A 25,638-nucleotide genomic window follows, 5' to 3' on the forward strand; every position below is an offset into this window, starting at 1 on the left:
TTTTAATTATGATTAATAGCTGTGTTAAATATAGCTATATATTGCTTAGATACATTTTCAAGACTAAACTGTTTAACGTGTTTTAAGGCATTTTCAGCTAATTTATCTGCTAAATTCTTGTTGGTTGCTATTTCAACCATGGCATTTGCTAAAGTTTCAGAGTTTTTAGGCTCTACTAAAATAGCTTCCTCATTATGTCTAGTAAAATCGCGAACTCCAGTAACATTTGTAGAAACTATAGGCAGTCCAACTGCTGCAGCTTCTAATAATACTCTAGAAAATCCTTCTCTAAATGTGGGAAGTACAAAAGCATCAGAAGTTTCTAATAAATTTAGAACATCGCTTCTAGAGCCTAAAATATCTACGATATCTTCATATTGAGAAAGTATGTTTTTATTGAGTTTTTTAGAATTCTCTTCTAGGGGTCCAACCAGTAAATATTTAAATTTATAACCTTTGTTACTACATATTCTTGCTGCTTCCAAAAGATTAATGATGCCTTTTTCATAAACCAATCTAGCCACACATATAAATGTGAAAGTCAGGTTGTTACGTTTGGCTCTTTGGGTTATTTTTTTTAGCTCAATACCACTACTTAATATTAAGCTATAGTTGGAATTTGAAATTAGATTGTATTTTAAATAGAGGTTTTTATCATCTTCGTTCTGAAAAATGGTGTTGTTTACTCTGTTTTTAACTAAGGTGTGCAAAAATAAATACACCTTTCTTAAAATAGCGCTAAACAAAGATTTAGACATAAAAATGGTTCCTAAACCTGTAACAGTTCTAGTAATTGGAGTGTTGGTTTTTAATTGTGAAAGTGGTACTAAAAATGCCGGTTTAGTATCGAATGTATGTATGAGGTCGAATGTATTTTTTTTTAAAAATTGTTTTAACCATAAAACTGTTTTGTAATCCGAAATAGGGGAGAAGCTTCTGTTTAAATTATAAGGGATGTAAGTAATAGGTTTTGGAAATTGTATGTTGCTTGTTCCAACTATTGTTACTTCAAAACCTGCATCCATTAAATAGTTGGACAAAAGAATTCTTTTGTGTACATCTTCACCACCTATTAAACAGATTTTTTTGGCCATATAATTGTAATCAACTCAAATTTAACCCTTTATTTGATTTTTTTGTTTTATAGGGTTTAAATATTTATATAATAAAACCCATTCTCAAGCTTTTAATAATGTAAGTAATAATTAAATGCTGTCAATTAGTGTTTTTAATTGAGCTCCAATTTTATCAACACCATAATCTTTAGAACGTGTATAACCCAAGCCTCCAAAAACCATTCTTTGTTCGTTATTTTCTTGTAAATATTTTATGGCACTTGCTAGTCCTTCTACATCATCAACATTTACCAAAATACCATATTTAGCTTTGTAAAAAGTTCCAGTTTCAATTTCTACAGGTTCGTTTTCATTTAGTAATTCTAGAGGTCCAGACATGCAATTAGTAGCAATTACGGGTAATCCAACCGACATAGCTTCTAATAACACATTAGGGAATCCTTCGGTTAAAGAACTTAAAACAAAACAATGATTGTTTATAATTTCAGAATGAACATTTAATACGTTTCCTTTAAAACTCACTCTGTTCTTTAAATGAAGGGTTTGAGATAATTGTTCAAGCTCTTCATGCAATTCGCCATCACCATAGATGTCTAAATGAACACTTCCATGAAGTATGTTTAAGCTTTTAAGAACGTGCTGGTGGTTTTTAACAGGAATTAACCTTCCAACTGTAACCACTTTAAAAGGGTCTTGTAGATTTGTATAATGGTCGATATTTAATTTTTCTTTATTTAAAACTGTAGGATTATAGATAACACTTGCATCAATTTTCACATTAAAATGTTGTTTTAAATCTTCATTTATATAAATGGAATTAGAAAACAATTTATCATTCCTATTGTAAAACAAGGGAATCATTGTTTTGGTAATTATAGACATAAGCCTAGTATTTGTATAGCGTTTTGATGGAAAACATCTTTCGCTTATAATAGATTTAAGTTTTGGATTAAAAAGTTTAACAAAACCTGTCATAACGTTTTGTCGAAGCATAAAGGAGATAACGACGTCTATTTTCTCCTTTTTTAAAACACTGTTATATTTAAAAATAAATTTTATATAATCTGTTAAATGCTGAATTTTAGACGTTTTGAATGTTTCTCCTTTTTTAGAGAGCAAAATAACTTTAACATCTTTTGAAATAGGGAGTTTTATAACGTCGTAAAGTAAAATTAAGGTAACATCGAAATATTTTGTCAACTCGAAGGTAAGTAGGCTAACAACTTTCTCTGCACCTCCAAATCCGATTGCAGGTACAAATAAGGCAATTTTTTTTTTGTTGTTCATTTAGTTTGAGTTGGTCAAATTTAAAAATAAACTTTCGTACTGCGAAATAATTTTTTCTTTGCCAAAACGTTCTTTTACTATGTTACTAACAATTTTGGGACTAAAATTATAACTGGTATTTATGGCTTTTAATTGGTTAATAAATTCTTCGTTGGAATTTACTATAATTCCGTTTTTTCCATTTTCTATAATTTCAGATAAACCTCCTGGAGCATGGAATGCTAAAACAGGTGTTCCTACAACACAACTTTCAATAAGTGCATTTGGGAAACCATCAACATAAGAGCCTTGTAAGAATAAATCGCTTTTCGTTAGATATTTATCCACTTCATTGGTGAATTCTATATAATCTATTTTATCTGTTAATCCGTGTTTTTCAATGGTATCAAAAATAATGTCTTTTTCTGGACCATCTCCTATAATGGTGTAGTGAAAGGGAAAATCTACTTGAGCTAAAGCATCTATAATTCTTAGGTAGCCTTTTTCTTTGCTTAACCTTCCAATGGTTATAAGTCTAAGAATATCCTGATCAACTTTTAATTGAGTTTTTAATTCAAAAACATTAGCTATGGGATTATTAATAAGATGTGTTTTGCTTTTTGGTACTTTAAAATAGTTTACCATGTCTTCTTGCATGTCTTTAGACTGACAAATAATACAGTCAACAAGCTTGTAAGCTAGAGAGACAGAACGTTGTGAAAAAAAGATAGAAGAAGAAGGGTCGTATTTGTTTAAAATACTTAAAACACTAGCTTCCCTAGCCACAATTTTAGTTTTTCTAAAGAAAGGAGACATTATAGCTATAAAAACATTTAAATGCACAATAGAGCTTACAATTACATCTGGTTTGTTTTGTTTTAAATAAGAAAATATGCTGAAAAACGATTTTAAAACTCTTGATTTATTGAGATATACAATGTTTAAATTTGATAAATGATAGACTGCATCTTTTTCATAACCTATAACTAAAAGCGTTGTTTTAAATTTGTTAGCATCCAGATTTTGTGCTACAAATGATAAAATGCGCTCTGCACCTCCAGCTCTTAGGGAAGGGATTACAAAAACAATATTTAATTTTTTAGTTTTCATTTTATTGGATATCCTTTTCCGTTATTGTCTAACCATTGTTTAAGGACTAATATTTGCCAGATAATTGAAAAACGATTCCAGCTGCCATCCATATGTTGCTTAATATAACCACTAATAATTTCAGGGTGAATACAAGGGATTTCTTTTAAGTTTTCATCACTTAATTCTTCAAGCACATATGATTTTAAATCTGTTTTAAACCATTCTGAAAAAGGCATCGAAAAACCAGACTTTGGCCTATCGAAAATATGTTTAGGGACATATTGATATAACACTTCTTTTAAAATACGTTTTTGATTTTTTCCTTTAAATTTAAAAGAAGTAGGTAAGGATCTAGCAAATTCAACTACTCTATAATCTAAAAGAGGAGCTCTTGCTTCCAGTGAGAAAGCCATAGTGGCTCTATCAACTTTTGTGTTGATGTCCCAAATTAAGTAGCTTTTTAAGTCGAAATCTGTAATACGCTCAAAGATGTTCTTTTTTTTGTGTTTTAGATATTTCACCTCTTCTAAATCATAAAAGTCTGTTTGGCTATCTATCCAAGTAAAATCGAGATTTGTCATGGATGCTAAATACACGTCGTTGGTGTTTTTATAGGTCATTGCTTTTGCAATAATTTTCATTCTATAATTTGATGATAGTCTAAGAATGGAAGCACATATTTTTCTAAAAAATAGAGGTAGCATGTTTATTTTCTGACCTTTTTTGATCCATTCATACCTGTGGTATCCAATAAAGCTTTCATCGCCAGCATCTCCAGAAAGTGCCACTGTTACTTTTTCTCGCGTATGTTTTGCTAATAACATGGATGGAATTGCAGAAGAGTCTGAAAATGGTTCATCGTAAAAATGACAAAAGTTTTTTATAAGCTCTTTACCTTCTTCGTAATTGCATTCTATAACATGATGATCGGTTTCTAAATGGTCTGCCACTTGTTGTGCGTAAACACTTTCGTCAAAACCTTTTTCATTAAATTTAACTGAAAAAGTTTTCACCTTACTATTTGTACTTTTTGTTGCTAATGCAGCTATAACAGAGGAATCTACACCACCTGAAAGAAAAATTCCAACAGGAACATCGGCAAACAAACGAATTTTTACAGCGTCTTTTAAAGTTGTATCTAAAATATTGACAGCCTCATCAAAACTTCCTTTAAATTGTTTTTTACCTTGATAATCAATATCCCAATATGCTTTTTCTTTAAATTTATTAGTATTCAAATCGAAGGTAAAAGAATGTCCAGCAGGCAATTTTTTTATTTCATTAAATATTGAATATGGATCAGGAATTACTCCCCAAGCCAAATATAAGGAGATAGCTTTTTTTGAAATGGATAAATTTTCATTATAAAGTTGAACAACAGAAAGCTGACTAGCAAATTCAAAATCTTTGCCGTTTTGATAGTAATAGAAGGGTTTTTGGCCAAGTCTATCTCTTGCACCAAAGAAGGTGTTTTTTGTCTGATCGAAAATTACAAAAGCAAACATACCATTAAAATGATTGACGCAGTCTTCGCCATATTCTAAATAAGCTGCACAAATAACTTCTGTATCACTTGTAGTATTGAATTTGTAACCTTTCTCAGTTAGCGTGTTTTTAATGTCCATGAAATTATAAATTTCACCATTAAAAACTAAATGAATGGTTTCTCTATATGTAAATGGCTGATTGGAACGTTCGTCAAGATCAATTATAGCTAATCTGTTATGCCCAAAGATAACATGATTGTCTTTACCAAAATGTTCAAATTTTAACTTATCTGGACCTCTAAACTTAGAGCGTTCTAGTTTTTCTTTAATCTGAGCGTTGTTATAAGCAATTGTAGAGCCGTAAATGCCACACATAATTTTAAGGTATTAAGGTATTAAAGTGTTTAATGTTTCTGGTTTCTCTTTAACTCTTTGATACAGCCAAATGGATGTAAAAAGTACAAGGAAATTATCGAAATAATTATGGGATGCTAGTAGAAATGTTGCTAGAACTACAGCTATACAAGCATATTCTGGGTTTGTACTTAAGTGTTTGATACTTCTAAAGATTAATGAGAGATAAATAATAATAATTAGTAGAAAAGGAATAATGCCAGATTCGCCTATAATCATTAAATACGTGTTATGAACCCCAACTCGTACATCAATATATTTGTTTTTTTTGCCAGATAACACATTATACCCAACTCCGGTTACTGGGTTGTCTAATATTAAATCTGTGTATAATGCCCACGTTTCGTTTCTTGAGTTTTCTGTTATAGTTTTAGTTTCGACTTCTCCACCTCCAAATATACTTTGAAAGGCCGAGAATCTAACCGTATTTAAATTGAATAAAGATGAAACCGTTAAAACTAAAACAATAGCAAAAGTACCAGCAACTAGGCTTATACTGTTTTTTCTATTTGAGATTATGGCAATTAAATTAACTACTACCAATAAAAGTATAAAATACCTTGAGAGCGTCATTATTCCAGCAATAACAATAAGTAATTGTAAGCCTAGTTTTAAAATAGTGTTTTTAATGTTAAAAGTTAAAGAAAAGGCAATTAGGCATATAATTCCTGCACTATTTGGGTTAATATAAAAACCACCATAACGTCCATAAAGAGATGAAAATGACACTGCATTAATTAAAATACTCATGGAGCCAATAAATGCAAAAATAAATAATTCTTTATGAGTAGTATCCTTAGCTAAGTAAACAATTCCAATAATAAAGATAAAAAATTTTGTAGCATCTAGGTAAAAGTCCTTTATTTCTCCAGTATAACCTATTCCTGCTATTAAATGATAAGCAAGTCCTAAAACTATAAAAGAAACAACTAATTTAGGTTTAGGATTAACGAAATAATAGAAAATAATTAATATAAAAAACAAAGCACTCACTAAGCTACCAGCTGAAGAGCCAAAAGCAATAGGGCTAAAGGAAACTAAATTTAGTAAGGTTATTGAGAGTAGTATGTATTTTAATATTTTCATTAATTATATATGATACAAAATTAAATTAAAGTGATTATTTTTTTAAAAGGCCAGGCAATGGTAAATATAAATTTTAAACTTTTATCACTTAATGCATTAGTATAATCATGTCTTTTGTAGTCTAAATAATTTGCAGAGCGTAAAAGCGCAAACATTCTAGCTAGAAATATTTTTGGATTTTTCCAGAAATAATCACTATAAAACCAGTTAAGCAAACATAGAGAAAATACAGCCATTCCAAAGGCGTTACTTTCATGTTGTTCATTCGTAATACTATTGGAAGTATCCATATAATAAACCCTTAGCAGATCGTTTGTGTACATGGTTTTATATTGCTGTTTAGAAATTAAATTCCAAAGAACCCCTTCGGGAATCCATCCTTTTGAAAAAATATCAGGATTTACTTGAATACTTTTTAAAATATCTGTTTTTGTAAAACCCCATTTTTCTGAAAGATTTTCTTTATTAAGCCTATTTTCAAATGAAGAGCTATAAATTGGAGCTTCTTTGAACTTTTCTCCAACCAATAACCCATTTTGGTCCAAGCATAAACAAGTAACTCCACTTATTTTTGACAGTTTTTCCTTAGGAATGCTATTATATCTCTCCAAAAAAACTTCTAAAGCATTTTCAACACAGGCATCATCAGAATCTAAGGTTAAAAAAAACTCGCCTCTAGCTATGGCTACTGCTTCTACAATACGCGCCATTTTATGGCGATTATCCTTATTATTAATGTACTTAATATTTAGGGAAGACTGACTAATTAATTCTTCTATAACTTCATGCGAATTATCTTGAGACCCATCATTTACAATAATTAATTCAAAATTTTTAAATGTCTGTTTTTCAAGGCTTTCAAATACTCTGTGAATGGTGTCTGTACGATTATAGACAGGTGTAAAAACAGTGAATTTATAATCATATTCAGAAGGCTTATCTAAAGGGACGTATTTTGGCAATAAATCTTTTAAGTTCATGTCTTGTTTGTGTTACTTCAAGGGTTTTTTTATTTTCAATTTATTTAAAAATAGGATTATTGTATGTTTTTTTCTCAAGACACTTTGTTTTGTTTGTTGGCAAAACTAAAAAGCACCAAACTTCTTATTATATATATGGTTGTTGTGCAAAGTACAATGCCATAAATGCCGTATAATTTTAAGAAAATATAATCTAAAATAATATTTAAAGTCATGCTTCCAAAAGAAACATATGCCATAAAAGTATTTTTATTGAGGCTCGTTAAATATTGTATTATAATATTGTCGCAAATATAAAATGGCGCCCCAATCAAAAGAATAATTTGTAATTTAGAAACTAACAAACTGTCTTCTGAAGTAAATTGATCGCGCTCGAATATAAACGAAACAATTGTATCTGAAAATAGGATAATTGGAATAATAACAAGCACTAATGAAATAAAAACAAATTTCAAGATCCTTCGTAATTGCATGGAAGCTTCTAATTTATTTTCTGTAATTAATTTTGAAAAATGTGGTAATAAAACTCTCGCTAATGCCAAAACAGCTATGGCAGTAAAAAATGCAGGTATTTTTAAAGCGTAATTTAAAGCAGCGATAGAACCTACAACTAATTGTGCAGCAAAATATTGATCTGTAATTGGTATTAACCCTGATAAAAACCCAGAACTAACCTTGGCAGGTAGTTGGCTAAACATTAGTCTAGTTCCTTCAGTTTTAAAGTCAGGCTTACTAATTTTTATAATTTTTTTAGATTTTGCAACAATCACAAGGAATGTAAATTCCAAGATGCTACCAATTAACATACCCACAGCTAACACTCTTTCTTCAAGTACATCTTTAAAAAACAGTAATAAAATTAAGATAGCAATTGAAGTAAAAACAGGATAAATGGTTGAGTATTTAAATTCGTCGTGAATGTTTAATAAGCCACTAATTAAAGAGGAGAGTCCCCAAAATAAAATACAAGGAAGCAGATAGAAAAATTGAATTTTTATTAAAGCATAATAAGATTGTGTGTGATTGGGAAAAAATATCTCTAAAAACGTATTGGTAAATAAATACGCCAAAATCATAAAAATTATTGTCGTAGATATGGTTACAATAAAACTAGTTGCTTGAAAGGAGCTTATGTCTCTATCTGTTTTTTGTTCAATAATATAATTAGGAATAAAAACAGATTTAAAAGCATTTAGAAACACCTGATAAATAAACCCAGGAACTAGAGAAGCAATTAAGAAGGTGTCTAATAATTCAGACAAACCAAAATTCCCAGCAATAACAATCTCTTTATAAAAGCCAAATCCTTTTACAATTAATGTTACAATTGCCACCGCCATAATATTCATCACCATAGGATTATTTCTAAGTGAATGGAATAGGGTGGTTATGTGTTTTTTTATTTTCAAAAAATTAATTTTCAATGATTTCATTAATTAGTTTGGACCATTTCAAAGCAATATTAGATGGTTCGTAAGTTTTAATTGAATTCATAGCATTTTCTCTAAATGTGTTTTGTAATTCCGAATTCTCCATTAGCTCAGTTAAGGCATTTTCTAAAGCCTTTTGGTCTCCAACAGGAATTAACATCCCATTATTATTGTTGTCAATAATTTCAGATGGGCCGTAAGGACAATCGGTAGATACACAAGCTAAACCGTAAGACATAGCTTCTAAAATAACATTTGGAAAGCCTTCATGTTTTGAAGTAAAAGCAAATATTTTGGCTTTATTAAAATATTCTGAAACATCTTTTATATTTCCTGTTAATATTATTTGAGTTTTTAACCCTAAAGACGAAATAAGCTCTTTATAGTCTTCATATTTATTACCATCTCCAACTAAAATTACTTTCCAACCTGTATTCTCAATATTTGAAAAAGCGCGTATTAATAAATCCTGATTTTTAAGTTCTATTAATCTGCCTACATTTAATATGATGTTTTCTTTTGTTAATAACGGATTTCTCTTTTTTAAAAGCTCAGCGTTAAGTGGGTTTTTAATGGTTTGTATTTGTGGTATTTTATAATTTTTAAAATATCCCTTTGTTCCTTTTGTTTGTACTACCAAGCAATTGCAATATGGATAAATTAGTTTTCTAATGGTTTGCCAAAATTTATTAATTCGGTTGAATTCTGGGTTTGCTCTTTCATTAATGATGTTTGGAATTTTTGAAAGTTTTGAAGCTAAGATGGTATAGATGTTAGTGGCAGGCAAAAAACCAATAGCTATATCTGCTTTTTCGCTCTTTAAATGCCTGGTAAGATGCTTTATTAGTTTATAGTTAATAGAAAGAGATTGAAATAAATTAAGGTCAGGAAAGTATTCTTTTACACAATAAGTTATTTTAATATTTGGATGTAAGGTGTAAAAAGGTTCACATCTGTATAATGTAATAATTATAATATGATATTCTTCAACAAGTAAATTTGCTAAAGAGCTAACCACGCGTTCAGCGCCTCCTGCATTTAAATTTGGTATTACAAAAGCAATCGTTTTTTTCAATTTATAAAGAGTTAGGCTGCAAAAATTATAGATTAATAGCTTTAAAAATAGATTTTAAAAGTATGTAATTTTTTATTCTAATAATATTTCTCCAATACTAATTAGATGAAATCACCGATTTACAATTTAAAATGCACGAAATAGTTTGTAGGAGAAGTTATATAATAAGTTAAATTGTTCATAACCTGTTAATTACTTTTAAAAATATATATAATCCAAAACAGGATTCGGTTCGTATATAAACCTGTAACTATAAAATATGCAGTTCATCGATTATCAAATCGGCAAAAAGTATCATTAGTACTACAAAATACATTTTAAGTAATAAAAAGACTACAAAAATAATGTATTTTGTCGAAATTATAATTATTTTGATAGTAAAATGAATTGCATTTTAATAGATTAGCAAAAGATTAATAGCAAAACCCCTAAGTATGAAACATTTATATGTTAGAAAATTCTCACATGTAGAGAATTTTAAGAGAGTATTATTTATCAATTTTTTATTTTTCAGTTTAATAACAACTGCTCAAAATTATCCTCAGGCCACCCAGGTGAATGATATCCCGTATGAGACTTATCAGCCACCTACAGGTGCAAAACCAGGATACTTGGAACCATTTACCAATGAATTTGGCAATAATTTAATAAGAATTAGTGATGCAGAAGTATTTGGTACTACAGATCATAATCTAAGACACCATTATTCGTTGGATCAACCTTGGAACTCTGATAATACATTAATAAAGTTAGCAGGATACCCAGCTGCAATTTTAGATGCAGAAACCTACGAATTTCTTTTTTGGGCTGGTATTCCAAGTTCTGCAACGTGGTCCTATTCAAATCCTATATTAATGTATGGTACTGCAGGAAATAGATTTGTTAGTTATGATGTAACAACAAATAATAGACAAACCATTCGCACGTTTAGCGAGTATTCTAAAATTGAATATGGTGGAAGTAAAGGAAATATGTCTATAGACGATAAATATGTAGGTCTTGTTGGTAGAAATGGTAACGATCGTACGTTAATAGTGTATAACGTTGAAGATGATGTGATAGTGGCTACAAGATTTATTGGTAATGTAGCATTTGCCTGGTTTGCAATAAGTCAATCTGGTCAATATGCTGTGTCTTGTTATTTAGAAGATGGTCCTGCAGACGATGAAGGCATGAAAGTTTTTAATATAGATCTTACTAATAGAAGACATCTTGACGATTATACAAAACATGGAGATTTAGGTATCGACTCTAATGGTCAAGATGTATATGTAACTTTTGGAGATCCTGTTACTAGAGGAAACGATTATTATATGAAGATGATTAGATTGTCAGATGGTAATCAAACGCCAATGTTTCACTATACATCAGATTATGGGGTATGGAATGGACACGTAAGTTGTAGAAATACTTCAAGACCTGGTTGGGCTTATGTTACTGAAGGATGTTGTCAAACAGTAGGTAGAAAAGAAGTTTTTGCGATAAAATTAGATGGATCAGATATGATTGAAAGATATGCTTTCCACCATACGAATGAGAATACGGGATATGGACATCAAGCGCATTCTGTTCCAAATAACGATGGAAGCAAAGTGATGTTTGCAAGTAATTGGTCTGATCGTTTTACTGAAGCTCATCCTCCTGCTTTTGTTGTAGAAGCACCAGCTACTTTAAGTGTTGAAGGAAATGAAATGTCAGCATCAAACGATATTAAGGTATATCCAAACCCGTCTAAAGATGGTTTAGTAAACATAAAACTTAATGGAAACATAGCTGTTAAATCTATACAGTTATATGATATGCTTGGAAGAACAATAAGAGAAGAGGCTATGTCTTCTAACGAAAAGAGTTTAAATCTATCAAGTTTGCCACAAGGTGTATACTTATTAACTTTTCAAACTGAAAAAAATGGTTCTATAACAAAACGAATCGTTTTGAATTAGAGAAACTTAAATGGTTTTAATAATCTAGCCTGAAATTTTTATTTCAGGCTTTTTTTATGGCCACTTTATATCTTTTACGGTTGCTATACTGTCGCAATTCTCTACAGTTAAAACCACTTCAGTCTTATTAATTTCTCCTTCAACAGCATAAATACCACAAGGTTTCTTTCTGGTTTCGCTTTGAGAAAAATTAATGTCTCCATATTTTAAGATACCTCTAACTTCAAGAGAGTCTATTTTATTTTCTAAAATTGCAGAATTAATAATTTCTGAAAATTTAATTTCCTTTAAATTAATATTTTTTAAAACTCGAGCGTCAGGGCCATAATCACAAGATACTTTTTTACCATTTAAGAAAAAGGCTAATATTATTAATCCAATGGCAAAGCCACCAAGATAATATCCAATACGATGTAGTAATTTCATTTAAGCTTACTTATATTTTTAGGGAATATAGAGGTGTTTAGAGGTTTATTCTAATTAGAAAATTAGCAAATTAATATCGCTATGTTTCAAATCGAACCATTCACCAACCGGTTTACTTGTTAAAATTCCGTGGTAAAAATACAACCCATTTTTTAAACCCTTATCAAAACGAAGAGAATTTTCTAAACCGCCATCTTCAGCAATTTTCAAAAGATAAGGGGTGAAAATATTACTAATTGAAATAGAAGCTGTTCTGGAATAGCGTGCAGGAATATTTGGCACACAATAATGTATTACTCCATGTTTGGTAAAAGTAGGAGTTTTATGAGAAGTGACTTCGCTGGTTTCAAAACAGCCACCCATATCAATACTCACATCTATAACAACCGAACCATTTTTCATGTTAGCCACCATAGGCTCTGTAACTAGAATTGGCGATCTGTTTTTTCCTCTTACAGCTGCAATAACCACATCGCAGCGCTTTAAAGCTTTGCTTAAGTTTTTAGGTTGTAAAGTTGAAGTAAAAAAAGTTTTACCCAAATTAACTTGCATACGTCTTAATTTGGTAATTGAATTATCAAAAACCTTAACATTGGCTCCAAGTCCAATAGCACTTCTGGCAGCAAATTCCCCAACAGTTCCAGCACCTAGAATAACCACTTCAATAGGAGGAACGCCACATACATTGCCAAACATGAGCCCATTTCCATCGTTAACATTGCTTAATAGTTCTGAAGCAATAAGTACGGAAGCTGTTCCGGCAATTTCGCTTAATGAGCGTACAGCAGGATAAGCGCCAGTTTCGTCCCTAATAAACTCGAAAGCCAAGGCTGTGATTCGTTTTGCAGCCAAGGTTTCAAAATATTTTTTTGTTTGGGTTTTTAATTGGACTGCAGAGATAAGTATAGTTTGCGGATTGATTAGGTTTATTTGTTCTAGGGTAGGAGGCTCCACTTTTAAAATCATGGGGCAGCCATATACTTTGGCTGTGTCTTTTGTTATTTCGGCACCAGCTTCGCTATATTCTTTATCCGAAAAATGCGCACCAATTCCTGCGCCAGATTCTAATAATACACGATGCCCATTACTAACCAAAGCTGATACAGCGTCAGGCGTCAAGCAAACCCGTTTTTCTTGATAGGCTGTCTCTTTGGGAATACCTATAAATAAATTGCCCTTACGACTAAAGATTTCTAGTCTTTCTTCTTGTGGAAGTAGTTGTTGCTTAGTAAAAGGAGATAAAGATTTAGACATAGTTGACACACATTATATAAGGAGTCAAATTACGAATTTTTATTTTCTTTTTCTATCTGTTTAATAAAATATGAGGGTTTGATGCCTGTTTTTTTATAAAAAGCTTTTGAAAATGATTCTGGATTGTTAAAGCCAATTTCTAAAGCAATAGCTTTAATAGTCATTTTTCGCAATATGTGATTTTGGTTTAGTTCATTAATAATATAATCAACCCTCAAATCTGTTATGTAATTGTTAAACGATTTACCTTTATAGGTATTGATTATTTTAGATAAATATGTATTATTTGTATCAAATTGTTTTGCTAGGTTATTAAGTGTTATTGTGTTTTTGGTAAATTGCTTTTCTTTTTCAAAAGTTTCCAAAGCCTTAAGGATGTCATTTACAGTATCGTTAGGGATGTTTAAATCCGCGTTGGAAACCATCGTTTTAGATGGTTTTTCTTGAGCGGGCTTTAAATTTCCCATCAACTTTTTATAACGTTTTTTATAGATATGTTGTGTGTAATAAAAATAAACGCTTATTAAACCTAAGGCAAGTAATGATGACCATAAAAAAACATTTTTTTTCCTGTTTTTAAAATTTTCTGCTTTTAGTTTTAAAATAATGGTTTCTTTTTCTTTTTTAAATTCCGGAACTTCATAAGCTTCAAGTATTCTTTCATTGATGTAAAATTTTGTTCTGCTTACAACACTATCAGCATATATTAGCTTGTCTATGGTTTCTATTTGTTTCGCATAGTTGTTCTTGTCTTTATATATGTTAAGTAAAGATTTATAATTGTCTTTCAGGCCATAAATAGGTGCATGGTTTATTTGAAAAATTGAATCTACTTTATTGAAATACCCTAAGGCTTTATCTGTATCTGTTCTTTCAAAAATCTTGCCCTTTAGGTAATAGGCTAAAGACAGGCTTGTAACTATTAGGTGGTTCTGTGATTTGTTGATACTGTCCATAGCAGCTTCAAAATTATTACTAAAATAGTGGTTAATGCCGGCAGAAAACACAAAACCATAATAATGGCTTTTGTGATCTGTATTGACAGTAATTTCTATTCCCTCTTTGGTATATTCTTTTGCCAAGTCAAAATTTTTGTTTTCTTGTAAATCGCTTATTAAGCTATTTAAGTCTGATAAATAGCCAAACTTATGTTTCTCTTTGTAATCAGGAACCTTTTTTATAGAGTCCAGTTTTTGTCTTGTTTCGATAATATAGCGATTCTGATTGTAATTGCCTTTTATGGCAAGAATGGCTTTTTGTATATTTTCTAACTGTGCTTTATTGTTGTGTATTTTTGCAAAACCATAAGCTATCAAGGCATCATTAAGAGATTCTATTTCATTTCCAGAAATATAGTATAGGTAACTTCTAGTTGAATAGCTTAATCCCGGGAATTTAAAATGATTTAATGATTTGGTATATTTTATCATGCTATCGGCAAGAACAAGTTTTCTGTTTAAATTTCCTGTATCATAAGCATTTTGATAAAACAAATCTTCACCACCTTTAAAATAGAGTTCCTTAAATATTTTAAAATAATAACCATTACCAATATTAACGGTGTCTTTTTCGTTTTTAGCTTTTTGTAAAAAAGCATTTATATAAATTGGTTTTAAAGCATCACTTACCAAACTGTCCTTTATGTTGGTTTCTAGATAGTCAAAGCTTTTATTTATAAAACTATCATTCAGGCTGCTGTTTTGGGACAAGCAGATATTTGCAATAAGCACCAATAGAAAAGAGGATATGGTTTTTTGGGGCATTATGGTAAAATTTGCACCTAATTTACAAATTTCGAGTCGAAATTTATAAATATGGACTAATACTATTTGCAATTTATAAAATTTTAGATTTGCTTTGATGAAACAAAACAGCTCACCTAATTGAATTTTAAAAGTATTTACTAAAAAAAAACCAGTTTGAGTTTTAAACAAATTTAAAGGCATCAAAACCGAAGTTTTATTCTGAATCTATTTTCATTATATACCAAGATTTTCAGTAAGTAAAATATAATTGGAAAACTTTATAAAAAATGTACAACCATTAAAAACAATAAAAAACTATGACTTAGTGTAACTTATAAAAAAAGAGAAAGCCTCTACTAGGTAGAAGCTTTCACAGTGTGTGTGTAAAATAAACTTGCGCTTATTTACTATTGCAAAGATAATAAATTTTTAAATAAGAATAACCAAGTTTGTTTTAAGTGTTAAGCTTTTCACTATAATAAGCCGTGATTACCGAAAAACGAATAGAGTAGGTGTCTTATATAAAATAATTTATTATGAAAATTTTTAAAAATTTAACATCAACAATCATTTTAGCTATTGTTATGTTGATATCTGTTAATGTGTCTGCTCAAAAAGTAGAAAAATTCAATTTATCCAATAAAATACCTCAGGAAAACTTTGTCTTTCAAAATGATAAAAAATTAAAATCATTTACTGATTACGAAAAATTTAAGGAATACGGAGCAATAATTGAAGTAAAAGGTTATGTTGAAAATGGTTTTGTAAAAATAAACTCAATAGTTATAAATGGTAAAGACTTGACAAAACTTAAAGAAAATTTAAGAATGATGGCTTACTGTGATACTTTGCAATGTATGAGAGATTGTACAAGAAACACTAATACAGAATCTGGTACGCTTCTTTGTACTGTTTATTGTATAATAGATGCCTTTTTTTGTTAACATAAACTAATATTTAAATTTAAAAAAAATGAAATTTACTTTAAAGAATATTTTGAAAGTTGCAATAATAACAATAATTGTAATTATGGCTATTTTTGTTATTATATACTTTGCGATGTCTATTTTTGAATAGTAGGAAGATAAAATTTACACCTACCATCTAATAATATATTATATAAGTAATAATAAAAACTTTAAATTTTTAATTATCAATGAAATTAAAATATTTTTTATTTGGACTTATTACCACAATCTTAGTAATGATCGTTATAATATTTATTGTTTTTAAATATACACAATCAAAACAAGAGGAGGCATTAGTTAAAGAAATGACGTCTGATGTAGAAGAATTGTATTTAACTTTAAAGCCTTATAGTATTGAAGATAATGCTTATGTTTTTAAAAATATTATTGATGGTATAAGTGAAAACATTTTAGAAGATAATGATTTAATTTTTGTTAATTTTTGGGCCACTTGGTGTCAGCCATGTATCGCAGAAATGCCATCTTTAGAAAAGCTTATTAACTTGGAAAGTTTTTCTAATAACAAAATTAAATTCGTTTTTGCTTCAAAAGAAAGCTTAGAAAAAATTAAATCATTTAATTCAAATCGCAAATATAATTTGCCTTTTTATCAATTTAAAGAAAAGGAAAAATCAATTTTCAACCATTCAGCGATTCCAACTACATATATCATAGATAAAAGTAAAAACATTTTCTATGTAATTTCTGGCTCTCAGAATTGGAATTCTACTTTAATTATAAATTTTTTAAATAGTATAAAATCATGAAATCAAAATATATAATAAATTCAATCTTTTTATTTGTTTTAACAATTAATGTAATTGCCCAAAAACAAGATAATATGCATGAAATTACAGTTCTTAGCGAATATAAATCAAAAAGTACTGTAGTTTATAAAACTGAAACCAAATATTATGAGAAAGCTGAAGGAAACATTACTGTTTCCTTTGACAAAGAAAATAAAGTAATTCAAATGTTAGCACCTAAATCGGTACCTATAGATTTATTTGCAAGAGTATCTTCAATTGATGATTTCAAAAAATGTATTGAGCCTTGCGACCAAGAATTTTGGTGTGTTGTTGAATGCGCATTAGATCATTTGTTCTAATTTTTAATTTCTGGAGGAGATAGATTTTTTCTATTTCCTCCTTTTTAATCTATACAATTTATGAAAAACATACGTTACGCAGTGTTTCTGTGCCTGCATGCTATTGCCTTTTCTCAAGCGCAAAATCAAACTGAAAATAAATCAATTCATGGAGAGGTTGCCTTTGGCAAGTACACAGATTGTTTAAGACCTGGAGGCATTTGCACTTTTGGTTCTAGCAATAATAAAGCACATGCAAACACACAAATAACCTATAATATGGATAATACCATCACCTTAATTATAGATAGAAATAAGATGACTAAAGACGATGAATACAAAATGTTAGGGCAATATCTTGAAGCAAGCTCGAAAACAAATGAATTGACTTTTGCTATGGATGAAGATTTGGTATTGGAGAATGACCTAAAAACAAGTTTAAAAACCGCTAACCATCTTACTAAAATAGCAAAAGGGAATTATCCTGTATTAATAAACGAACATACAATTACGATAACTTTAAAATTGGAATAGCTATGTCGTACTTTACAAAATATGTTATTTTTATTATGGTTGTTTTTAAAACGGCATATGGTTTTAGTGATACTGGCCCTGAGTTAAATAACAATCAAGACATTGATGCTGTTTTACAGGAATGGGTAGCAGAAACAAAGGCTGTATGTTCTTATTATAGCACACAAAACAGGATCCTGTACACAAAGTTGCACCAGATTCAAGAACAATTGAAAAATGCCAAAAACTTAGAGCATCAAGTAACATTATTAATTGCAAAAGACCAAATTACCGAAGATTTAAAATTCAATAAACTTTCTGAAGTTTCCGATATTAGTAAAATAAGGTATTTAAAAGGTTTGCAAATTATTAAGATTCTATATGAAAAGAACTTGTCCTTAGACCATCATTTCGCTTCGGTGGCAACCTTTAATGAAATCAATAATATTAGTAATCCTAATCATTACCCAGAATTTTTGCAATTAAAAGAAAACTTAAACAGCAACCAAGACAAAAAAACAGGTTTTGACTTGTCCAGTATTTTAGGATCCAATATATATACTTCGGTTGTATATTCTATTGTGTCTTTATTTTCAAACACCAATGTTTCAAAGTCTGAAAAGAATGCAGATATGAAAGAGGTAGAGTGTATTTTGGATTTCACATTGCGTATGCACAACGAATTGAATACCATATATTTTGAAACCGCTTTTTTGCAAAAGAGCAACGACAATATCATGTTGGAATTAGAGCAGCTTTTTGTAGATTTTACAAAACCCATAAAATATAATATGCCTTTAAAAGAATGTAGAAATACAGACGACTGGGATTCGGTTCGTGAATATTTAAATCAGTATCTATTGGAAATGGACAAGGTTATAGGGGATAGCGGTCAAAGATTTAAAGCGCATAAAATGCAGATTAATTTAGAGTTCCCTATAGATAGGCTCTTGCAATTTATTACGCAGTACAATGCGTTTATTGATCAAGGTTCAAAATTTTACGAAAAGTTTGGAATCATGCTAGACAGCTATGAAAACGAACAACAATGTGCAACAAAAATACCATTGGAATATAATAAACTTAAAGAGAATATTAGCATATCCATTGAAAAATTCAATACAGCTTATAAACCCGTTGAAATTAATGGTAGTAAAATGAAAGAGATTTTATATGGAATTAATGAATATGACTAATTAAAAATACTGCTTTATTTTGCCCCAGAATGTGGTAGGTTTAATCATAAATTCGTCTTCCAACTCTTCCAACGATTTGTTGGCTGTGTTGAGCTTATCAAACATTTTCGCCCGAATAAGATAAATAGAAGGGATTACTACAGCCATGATTGGTAACATATAAAGTATTAAATTTTTATCTACCCAATATAAATCACTATTTAAGGTTTGTATTATTTGATACAGAAACATTGATATTGGAACAATTATGGTATGATACCACCAATGCCTGCAAGTAAAAAACCAAATTAAAAGCAGAATTAATGGAATTACTTTACCTGCCAATGTCCAAGCTACTACATAAACACTTTCATAGTATTTACTGTCATACGAAAACAAAAAAGTGTCCCAAACTTTAGTGTCTGGAACACTTTCGTATAAATTAAATAAAAATGGAGATATTGCTATAATTGTAGCAAAAATACTTCCCAAAATCAACTCTTTTTTACTATAGTTGTCTTGGAGTTTTAATTCTGTTTTTCTCAATTTTTGGCGCGTCTTCATTGGTTTGAAATAAATTAGCTGCTTGAGCTGTGAACAACATGCCACCGAAAATTGCTATTGCAATTACATACTTTTTAGTTTTCATAATTTAAGGGATTTAATTAATTAATACTCCAAAAGTATATGAGTAAGCAGTATGTTAAAAGAGTCAAATGTTAAAATTATGTTAAAAACACGCTTTTTTCATTTTTCCGTTACGGTTTTTCCGTAATAGAACCTCTTTTTGGTAGATTTTGGCTGTTATTTGGTTTTTTAGCTCGTTAAACAATTATTTTAAAATGAGATTTCGAGTGTGATTGTCATTCATTGTTAATGTCGCACAATCAAAATCATCGGTTATTATATCTTCAATCAATTCTGGCCATTCAATAATGAGCCAGTGGGTAGAATTCAAATAATCTTCCAGGCCAAAATTATAGGCTTCATCAAGATCTTTAATTCTGTATAAATCGAAATGATATATGTTATCATCTTTTAATTCGTATTCGTTCACTATGGAATAGGTTGGGCTACTAACATCATCCATACTACCCAAGGCTTTAACAAGCGCTTTTATTAAGGTTGTTTTGCCAACTCCCATGTTTCCGTAAAGCAAAATGGTTTTACTTTTTAGGTTTTTTAGGAGTTGATTGGCAACAGTTTGTAACTCATCAATACGATAATCAACATTCAAATTGTTTGATTTTTGCATACAATGATAGGAATAAAAATTTAGAAAAACTAATAATTTGTGTATTTCATCGGATTTTTTTGCGTTACACAGATTTATTTCGGGCTCAACACCACAAAAGGAATAATCATTTCTTCCAAAGAAACACCTCCATGCTGATAGGTATTTCTATAATAACTAACATAATGGTTGTAGTTATTTGGGTAAGCAAAAAATAAATCTCCTTTTGCAAAAATAAACGAACTACTCATAGTAATAGAAGGTAAGTGGATGGTTTTTGGGTCTTTTGCAACCAATACGTCTTTGTCTTCATAAGTTAAACTTCTACCAGTTTTATAACGTAAATTTAAACTGGTTTCTTTATCACCAATCACTTTTGAAGGGTTTTTTACATTAATAGTTCCATGATCTGTAGTTAATATTAATTTAAATCCAAGCTGTTGTGCTTGTTGAATCATTTCTAGTAAAGGCGAGTTTTTAAACCAACTTTGGGTTAAAGAACGATAAGCTTTATCGTTAGAAGCCAATTCTTTTACAACATCCATTTCGGTTTTGGAATGTGAAAGCATGTCTACAAAATTGTAAACAATAACCGATAAGTCGTTGTTTTTTAAATTTTTAAAATTTTCAACTAGTTTTTTTCCAGCTTTTAAATTGGTTATTTTATGGTATTCTGTTTTAAGGTGTGAAAGGCCCAAACGTTTTAATTGTGCATTTAAAAATTCTTCTTCATGAAGATTTTTTCCACCTTCATCTGTATCATTTTTCCATAAATCTGGATGCAGTTTTTCCATATCGCTAGGCATTAGTCCAGAGAATATGGCGTTTCTTGCGTATTGTGTAGCCGTTGGCAAAATACTATAAAAAGGCGATTCGCTTACTTTTTTATAATAATTGTTTACTATGGGCTCAAAAGCCTTCCATTGGTCATATCTTAAATTATCTATAACTACCAAAAGAGTAGGTTGTTCTTTGCTTAACTCTGGAACAATTTTATTTTTAAATAAGGTGTGAGATAAGGTGGGAGTATCTGTATGTGGCTCAAACCAGCTTGGGTAATGCTTATCTATATATTTGCCAAATTGTGTATTGGCTTCACTTTTTTGAGACTCTAAAATTTCGAACATACCAGGATCTTCAATGTTTTCAAGCTGAATTTCCCAATAAATAAGTTTTTGATATAATTGCACCCATTCTTCATAGGTATTGACCATACTTAAATCCATGGCAATTTTTCGAAACTCTTGTTGGTAGTTAGAAGTTGTTTTTTCTGAAATCAATCTTGAGTGATCTAGATTTTTCTTTAAACTCAATAATATTTGATTAGGATTTACAGGTTTTATAAGATAATCGGCAATTTTGTTTCCAATAGCTTCTTCCATAATATACTCCTCTTCACTTTTAGTTATCATAACTACTGGAAGTGTATCTCGCTTTTCCTTAATTTCATTTAGAGTTTCAAGACCAGTTAAACCTGGCATATTTTCGTCTAAAAAAACGATGTCAAAATTCTTGTCGTCTAAAACTTCAAGCGCTTCAGTACCACTTTTACATGTCGTTACAGAATAGTTTTTCTTTTCAAGAAAGATAATATGAGGTTTTAGTAAATCAATTTCATCGTCAACCCAAAGAATATTTATATGGTTCATGTATATTTGTTTATATATTAATGTTAAAGTCTCAGCTTGATTGTGCAAAACAAACTTAAAATATTTAACGACCCAATTTACGGATTTATTACTATTCCAAATTCGTTAATTTACGATTTAATTGAACATAAATACTTTCAGCGCTTGCGACGAATTTCGCAAATGGGCATGTCTTATTTGGTTTATCCAGGCGCGCATCATACCAGATTTCATCATGCACTTGGTTGCATGCATTTAATGCAAAAAGCTGTTAATGTCCTGCGTTTTAAAGGTGTAAGCATTTCTGAAGATGAAGAACAAGCACTTTATATAGCTATTTTATTGCACGATATTGGGCATGGGCCTTTCTCTCATGCTATGGAACATAGTATTGTAAATGGGGTTTCACACGAAGAAATTTCACTGCTTTTTATGGAGCAGCTTAATAAAGACTTTAACTTAAGTTTAACTCTAGCCATTCAAATTTTTAAAGGAGATCACCCAAGAAAGTTTCTTTGTCAGTTAATTTCTGGGCAATTGGACATGGATCGTGCAGACTATTTAAAACGTGATAGTTTTTATACTGGAGTTGCAGAAGGAAATATAAATAGCGAACGTTTAATTACCATGCTTAATGTGGTTGATGATGAGTTGGTGGTTGAAGAAAAAGGTATTTACAGTGTGGAAAAGTTCTTGGTAGCAAGAAGACTTATGTATTGGCAGGTATATCTGCATAAAACCAGTTTGGCAGCTGAACAACTTTTAATCCGTGTTTTAAAACGGGCCAAAGAATTAACTAGTCAAGGAGTAGATTTAAAAGCCAGCCAAGCTTTGCAATACTTTTTATTTAATGAAGTTTCCTTAGAAAACTTTAATAGCAAGACTCTAAATATCTTTGCAAGATTAGACGATTATGATATAGTTTCAGCTATGAAAGAATGGCAATTTCACGACGACTTTGTTTTAAAAAATTTATGCGATATGCTAATTAATCGCGATTTGTTAAAAGTAAAGCTAAAAAATAAAAAAGTGAAGAAAGTAAAACTTCAAGAACATATTAAAAAGCTAATGAATGCTTATAATATAAGTAAGGAAGAAGCTAATTATTTTGTGTTTACTGGAGAAATTTCAAATCAAGCTTATGAAATAAAAAAACAACATATAAATATATTATATAAAAATGGGAAAATTCAGGATATCATTGAGGCTTCAGACCAATTAAACCTAAAAGCACTCTCAAAAATAGTGACAAAATATTATATCTGTTACCCTAAAGAAAAACTTTAGCACTTTTTTCCTATTTTTGCTGGAATGAAATTTACAGCTCAACAAATAGCAGGAATATTAGAAGGCGACATTATAGGTAATCCAGATGTTGAAGTTTCTAAGCTTTCCAAGATAGAAGAAGGCACAGAAGGTTCTTTAACTTTTCTTGCTAATCCTAAATATCAATCTTATATTTATTCAACAAAAGCATCTGTAACTATTGTTAACAAAACTTTTGTGCCAGATAATAATTTAGAGACAACACTTATTAAAGTAGATGATGCTTATAAGTCTTTTTCAAAATTATTAGAATATTATAATATGGTGAAGTTAAATAAACAAGGTATTGAAGATCCTTCGTTTATTTCAAAGACAGCAACTTACGGTTCTAATATTTATATAGGAGCATTTACCTATATAGGTGAAAATGTAAAAATTGGAGAAAATGTAAAAATATTCCCCAATACCTATATAGGCGATAATGTGGTTATAGGAAACGATACCGTTATTTTTGCAGGAACTAAAATATATTCTGAGTCTATAATAGGTGCCAATTGTGTAATTAACTCTGGTGTTATTATTGGTGCTGATGGCTTTGGTTTTATGCCAGATGAAAATGGAGAATATAATAAGGTGCCACAAACTGGAAATGTTATTATTGAAGATTATGTAGATGTTGGTGCAGCAACTACAATAGATAGAGCTACTTTAGGATCTACAATAATTAGAAGAGGCGTTAAATTAGATAACCAAATACAGATTGCTCATAATGTTGAAATAGGAAAAAATACCGTTATTGCTGCTCAAACAGGAATTGCAGGTTCTACTAAAATTGGTGAAAACTGTCAAATAGGAGGACAGGTAGGCTTTGCCGGACATTTAATTATAGGTAATAATGTGAAAATTCAAGCGCAGTCTGGAATTGGAAAAAATATAAAAGACAATGAGGTTTTACAAGGCTCACCATCTTTTAATTATAGCGATTGGAATAAATCTTATGTTCATTTTAAGAATTTACCAAAAATTGTAAAAAATATAATCGAATTAGAAAAAAAAGTAGATGGCAATAATTAATACTGAAGTTAAACAAAAAACTATAAAGAAAGCAATTTCTTTAGATGGTGTTGGCTTGCACACAGGAAATAATGTGACCTTAACTTTTAAACCAGCTCCAGAAAATACTGGATTTGCATTTAAACGTGTAGATTTAGAAGGAACGCCTGTAATTGAAGCCGATGCCAATTTAGTAACTAATACGCAAAGAGGCACTTGCTTGGAGAAAAATGGTGTTATAATTCAAACATCAGAGCATGTTTTAGCTGCTTTGGTTGGTTTAGATTTAGACAATGTAATTATTGAATTAAATGCTTCCGAACCTCCCATCATGGATGGTTCTTCAAAGTATTTTGTAGAAGCAATAGAAAAAGCAGGGATAGAAGAGCAAGATGCTTTTAGAGAAGAATATGTGGTTACAGATATTATTTCTTATACAGATGAAGAAACTGGAAGCGAAATTTTGGTGATGCCTGCAAGCGAGTATCAAGTCACTACCATGGTCGATTTTGGTACGAAGGTTTTAGGAACCCAGAATGCAACATTAAAGAACCTTTCAGATTTTAAGAACGAAATCTCTAAATCTAGAACCTTTAGTTTTCTTCACGAATTAGAAACGCTTTTAGATCATGGTTTAATTAAAGGTGGCGATTTAAATAATGCCATAGTTTATGTAGATAAAGAAATTTCTCCTGATACTATTGAAAAATTAAAAATAGCATTTAATAAAGATTCTATAGCGGTGAAACCTAATGGTATTTTAGACAACTTAACATTGCACTATCCTAATGAGGCTGCTAGACACAAATTATTAGACGTTGTAGGAGATTTAGCCTTAATTGGTGTGAGATTAAAAGGTAAAATTATTGCTAATAAACCTGGACATTTTGTAAACACGCAGTTTGCAAAAAAAATGTCTAAACTTATTAAAAACGAAAGACGTAATAACGTTCCAAAAATAGATTTGAATCAAGAACCATTAATGGATGTGAATCAAATCATGGATATGCTACCACACAGACAACCATTTTTATTGATTGATAAAATATTCGAATTAACAGACTCTGGAGTTATTGGTATGAAAAATGTTACCATGAACGAGCCTTTTTTTGCTGGACATTTCCCTGGAGCTCCCGTAATGCCTGGAGTTTTAATAGTAGAAGCTATGGCGCAAACAGGAGGAATACTTGTACTTAGCACTGTGCCAGATCCTGAAAATTATCTAACCTTCTTTATGAAAATAGATAATGTAAAATTTAAGCAGAAAGTAGTTCCTGGAGATACCTTAATCTTTAAATGCGATTTGATTACTCCAATCCGTCGTGGGATATGTCATATGCAAGGTTACGCCTATGCTAATGGGAAATTGTGCGCAGAAGCTGAGCTAATGGCTCAAATAGCAAAAGTTAAATAAAAAGTAAGTAAATAAAACTTAATCAA

The 25,638-nt window shown here is 30.2% G+C and carries 24 protein-coding genes; 9 read left to right on the forward strand and 15 right to left on the reverse strand.

All coding sequences use genetic code 11. The features are described 5' to 3' along the window. Positions 1–2 precede the first annotated feature (2 nt). The 8 genes from OS191_RS01485 to OS191_RS01520 form a co-directional block, all read right to left on the reverse strand. Positions 3–1,094 (reverse strand): glycosyltransferase, encoded by a 1,092-nt coding sequence (locus OS191_RS01485; RefSeq protein WP_267153935.1) that lies wholly within the window; start codon positions 1,092–1,094, stop codon positions 3–5. A 111-nt stretch (positions 1,095–1,205) separates the two neighbouring features. Next, positions 1,206–2,363, reverse strand: coding sequence for a glycosyltransferase (locus OS191_RS01490; protein WP_267153936.1), 1,158 nt, complete (start codon positions 2,361–2,363; stop codon positions 1,206–1,208). Further along, positions 2,364–3,452, reverse strand: coding sequence for a glycosyltransferase (locus OS191_RS01495; RefSeq protein ID WP_267153937.1), 1,089 nt, complete (start codon positions 3,450–3,452; stop codon positions 2,364–2,366). It abuts the gene before it with no gap. Then, complete coding sequence (gene asnB, locus OS191_RS01500) at positions 3,449–5,296, reverse strand: asparagine synthase (glutamine-hydrolyzing) (RefSeq protein WP_267153938.1); 1,848 nt, start codon at positions 5,294–5,296, stop codon at positions 3,449–3,451. The genes OS191_RS01495 and asnB overlap by 4 nt, the downstream gene beginning before the upstream one ends. A gap of 12 nt (positions 5,297–5,308) precedes the next feature. Continuing rightward, a complete protein-coding gene (locus OS191_RS01505; protein ID WP_267153939.1) occupies positions 5,309–6,421 on the reverse strand; it encodes an O-antigen ligase family protein in 1,113 nt (370 codons plus the stop codon). Positions 6,422–6,441: 20 nt separating this feature from the next. Then, a complete protein-coding gene (locus OS191_RS01510; RefSeq protein WP_267153940.1) occupies positions 6,442–7,401 on the reverse strand; it encodes a glycosyltransferase family 2 protein in 960 nt (319 codons plus the stop codon). 74 nt (positions 7,402–7,475) lie between these two features. Then, a complete protein-coding gene (gene murJ / locus OS191_RS01515; RefSeq protein ID WP_267153941.1) occupies positions 7,476–8,810 on the reverse strand; it encodes a murein biosynthesis integral membrane protein MurJ in 1,335 nt (444 codons plus the stop codon). Between the two features lie 4 nt (positions 8,811–8,814). Then, positions 8,815–9,906: a glycosyltransferase family 4 protein gene (locus OS191_RS01520; RefSeq protein WP_267153942.1), complete on the reverse strand. Its 1,092-nt coding sequence runs from the start codon at positions 9,904–9,906 to the stop codon at positions 8,815–8,817. Positions 9,907–10,340: 434 nt separating this feature from the next. Here OS191_RS01520 and OS191_RS01525 point away from each other — a divergent pair, with 434 nt between their 5' ends. Then, positions 10,341–11,849 (forward strand): T9SS type A sorting domain-containing protein, encoded by a 1,509-nt coding sequence (locus tag OS191_RS01525; protein ID WP_267153943.1) that lies wholly within the window; start codon positions 10,341–10,343, stop codon positions 11,847–11,849. A gap of 54 nt (positions 11,850–11,903) precedes the next feature. Here the strand turns inward: OS191_RS01525 and OS191_RS01530 are convergent, their stop codons facing one another. The 3 genes from OS191_RS01530 to OS191_RS01540 are packed head-to-tail and all read right to left on the reverse strand — an operon-like array spanning position 11,904 to position 15,292. Then, a complete protein-coding gene (locus OS191_RS01530) occupies positions 11,904–12,275 on the reverse strand; it encodes a hypothetical protein (protein WP_267153944.1) in 372 nt (123 codons plus the stop codon). 54 nt (positions 12,276–12,329) lie between these two features. Then, complete coding sequence (locus OS191_RS01535) at positions 12,330–13,529, reverse strand: alanine dehydrogenase (RefSeq protein WP_267153945.1); 1,200 nt, start codon at positions 13,527–13,529, stop codon at positions 12,330–12,332. A 29-nt stretch (positions 13,530–13,558) separates the two neighbouring features. Then, a complete protein-coding gene (locus tag OS191_RS01540) occupies positions 13,559–15,292 on the reverse strand; it encodes a helix-turn-helix domain-containing protein (RefSeq protein WP_267153946.1) in 1,734 nt (577 codons plus the stop codon). A 518-nt stretch (positions 15,293–15,810) separates the two neighbouring features. Between OS191_RS01540 and OS191_RS01545 the strand changes: the two genes are divergently transcribed. From OS191_RS01545 to OS191_RS01565, 5 genes are all read left to right on the forward strand, one after another. Beyond that, entirely contained in the window at positions 15,811–16,218 is a 408-nt protein-coding gene (locus OS191_RS01545; RefSeq protein WP_267153947.1) for a hypothetical protein, read from the forward strand. 212 nt (positions 16,219–16,430) lie between these two features. Next, positions 16,431–17,009, forward strand: coding sequence for a TlpA family protein disulfide reductase (locus tag OS191_RS01550; RefSeq protein WP_267153948.1), 579 nt, complete (start codon positions 16,431–16,433; stop codon positions 17,007–17,009). Between the two features lie 74 nt (positions 17,010–17,083). Next, positions 17,084–17,350 carry a hypothetical protein gene (locus tag OS191_RS01555; protein ID WP_267153949.1) on the forward strand — a complete coding sequence of 89 codons (267 nt, stop codon included), beginning with the start codon at positions 17,084–17,086 and terminating at the stop codon, positions 17,348–17,350. A 60-nt stretch (positions 17,351–17,410) separates the two neighbouring features. Then, positions 17,411–17,863, forward strand: coding sequence for a hypothetical protein (locus OS191_RS01560; RefSeq protein WP_267153950.1), 453 nt, complete (start codon positions 17,411–17,413; stop codon positions 17,861–17,863). Between the two features lie 2 nt (positions 17,864–17,865). After that, positions 17,866–19,038 (forward strand): hypothetical protein, encoded by a 1,173-nt coding sequence (locus tag OS191_RS01565; protein ID WP_267153951.1) that lies wholly within the window; start codon positions 17,866–17,868, stop codon positions 19,036–19,038. On the opposite strand, the gene OS191_RS01570 is transcribed toward OS191_RS01565, so the two are convergent. From OS191_RS01570 to porX, 4 genes are all read right to left on the reverse strand, one after another. After that, positions 19,039–19,563, reverse strand: a complete 525-nt coding sequence (locus OS191_RS01570; protein ID WP_267153952.1) for a hypothetical protein — start codon at positions 19,561–19,563, stop codon at positions 19,039–19,041. It abuts the gene before it with no gap. Beyond that, on the reverse strand, positions 19,526–19,666 hold the full coding sequence (locus OS191_RS01575; protein WP_267153953.1) for a hypothetical protein: 141 nt from the start codon (positions 19,664–19,666) through the stop codon (positions 19,526–19,528). Before OS191_RS01575 ends, OS191_RS01570 begins: the two co-directional genes overlap by 38 nt. A gap of 183 nt (positions 19,667–19,849) precedes the next feature. Continuing rightward, positions 19,850–20,272: a tRNA (adenosine(37)-N6)-threonylcarbamoyltransferase complex ATPase subunit type 1 TsaE gene (gene tsaE, locus OS191_RS01580; RefSeq protein ID WP_267153954.1), complete on the reverse strand. Its 423-nt coding sequence runs from the start codon at positions 20,270–20,272 to the stop codon at positions 19,850–19,852. A gap of 74 nt (positions 20,273–20,346) precedes the next feature. Continuing rightward, entirely contained in the window at positions 20,347–21,900 is a 1,554-nt protein-coding gene (gene porX / locus OS191_RS01585; protein WP_267153955.1) for a T9SS response regulator signal transducer PorX, read from the reverse strand. A 36-nt stretch (positions 21,901–21,936) separates the two neighbouring features. Here porX and OS191_RS01590 point away from each other — a divergent pair, with 36 nt between their 5' ends. Genes OS191_RS01590 through OS191_RS01600 form a run of 3 tightly spaced genes read left to right on the forward strand, consistent with a single transcriptional unit; the run spans position 21,937 to position 25,612 of the window. Next, positions 21,937–23,166, forward strand: a complete 1,230-nt coding sequence (locus tag OS191_RS01590) for an HD domain-containing protein (protein ID WP_267153956.1) — start codon at positions 21,937–21,939, stop codon at positions 23,164–23,166. A 24-nt stretch (positions 23,167–23,190) separates the two neighbouring features. Beyond that, a complete protein-coding gene (gene lpxD, locus OS191_RS01595; RefSeq protein WP_267153957.1) occupies positions 23,191–24,219 on the forward strand; it encodes a UDP-3-O-(3-hydroxymyristoyl)glucosamine N-acyltransferase in 1,029 nt (342 codons plus the stop codon). Further along, positions 24,206–25,612: a bifunctional UDP-3-O-[3-hydroxymyristoyl] N-acetylglucosamine deacetylase/3-hydroxyacyl-ACP dehydratase gene (locus tag OS191_RS01600; protein WP_267153958.1), complete on the forward strand. Its 1,407-nt coding sequence runs from the start codon at positions 24,206–24,208 to the stop codon at positions 25,610–25,612. Before lpxD ends, OS191_RS01600 begins: the two co-directional genes overlap by 14 nt. The last annotated feature ends 26 nt before the right edge of the window (positions 25,613–25,638 follow it).

The organism is Xanthomarina sp. F2636L (assembly GCF_026410195.1).
Lineage (GTDB): Bacteria > Bacteroidota > Bacteroidia > Flavobacteriales > Flavobacteriaceae > Xanthomarina.

What these genes read in the sequence shown, in the direction of transcription:
- OS191_RS01485 (WP_267153935.1), bottom strand. Translation starts at nt 1,094, where the DNA reads ATGGCCAAAAAAATCTGTTTAATAGGTGGTGAAGATGTACACAAAAGA.
- OS191_RS01490 (WP_267153936.1), bottom strand. Translation starts at nt 2,363, where the DNA reads ATGAACAACAAAAAAAAAATTGCCTTATTTGTACCTGCAATCGGATTT.
- OS191_RS01495 (WP_267153937.1), bottom strand. Translation starts at nt 3,452, where the DNA reads ATGAAAACTAAAAAATTAAATATTGTTTTTGTAATCCCTTCCCTAAGA.
- asnB (WP_267153938.1), bottom strand. Translation starts at nt 5,296, where the DNA reads ATGTGTGGCATTTACGGCTCTACAATTGCTTATAACAACGCTCAGATT.
- OS191_RS01505 (WP_267153939.1), bottom strand. Translation starts at nt 6,421, where the DNA reads ATGAAAATATTAAAATACATACTACTCTCAATAACCTTACTAAATTTA.
- OS191_RS01510 (WP_267153940.1), bottom strand. Translation starts at nt 7,401, where the DNA reads ATGAACTTAAAAGATTTATTGCCAAAATACGTCCCTTTAGATAAGCCT.
- OS191_RS01525 (WP_267153943.1), top strand. Translation starts at nt 10,341, where the DNA reads ATGAAACATTTATATGTTAGAAAATTCTCACATGTAGAGAATTTTAAG.
- OS191_RS01530 (WP_267153944.1), bottom strand. Translation starts at nt 12,275, where the DNA reads ATGAAATTACTACATCGTATTGGATATTATCTTGGTGGCTTTGCCATT.
- OS191_RS01535 (WP_267153945.1), bottom strand. Translation starts at nt 13,529, where the DNA reads ATGTCTAAATCTTTATCTCCTTTTACTAAGCAACAACTACTTCCACAA.
- OS191_RS01540 (WP_267153946.1), bottom strand. Translation starts at nt 15,292, where the DNA reads ATGCCCCAAAAAACCATATCCTCTTTTCTATTGGTGCTTATTGCAAAT.
- OS191_RS01545 (WP_267153947.1), top strand. Translation starts at nt 15,811, where the DNA reads ATGAAAATTTTTAAAAATTTAACATCAACAATCATTTTAGCTATTGTT.
- OS191_RS01550 (WP_267153948.1), top strand. Translation starts at nt 16,431, where the DNA reads ATGAAATTAAAATATTTTTTATTTGGACTTATTACCACAATCTTAGTA.
- OS191_RS01555 (WP_267153949.1), top strand. Translation starts at nt 17,084, where the DNA reads ATGCATGAAATTACAGTTCTTAGCGAATATAAATCAAAAAGTACTGTA.
- OS191_RS01560 (WP_267153950.1), top strand. Translation starts at nt 17,411, where the DNA reads ATGAAAAACATACGTTACGCAGTGTTTCTGTGCCTGCATGCTATTGCC.
- OS191_RS01565 (WP_267153951.1), top strand. Translation starts at nt 17,866, where the DNA reads ATGTCGTACTTTACAAAATATGTTATTTTTATTATGGTTGTTTTTAAA.
- OS191_RS01575 (WP_267153953.1), bottom strand. Translation starts at nt 19,666, where the DNA reads ATGAAAACTAAAAAGTATGTAATTGCAATAGCAATTTTCGGTGGCATG.
- tsaE (WP_267153954.1), bottom strand. Translation starts at nt 20,272, where the DNA reads ATGCAAAAATCAAACAATTTGAATGTTGATTATCGTATTGATGAGTTA.
- porX (WP_267153955.1), bottom strand. Translation starts at nt 21,900, where the DNA reads ATGAACCATATAAATATTCTTTGGGTTGACGATGAAATTGATTTACTA.
- lpxD (WP_267153957.1), top strand. Translation starts at nt 23,191, where the DNA reads ATGAAATTTACAGCTCAACAAATAGCAGGAATATTAGAAGGCGACATT.
- OS191_RS01600 (WP_267153958.1), top strand. Translation starts at nt 24,206, where the DNA reads ATGGCAATAATTAATACTGAAGTTAAACAAAAAACTATAAAGAAAGCA.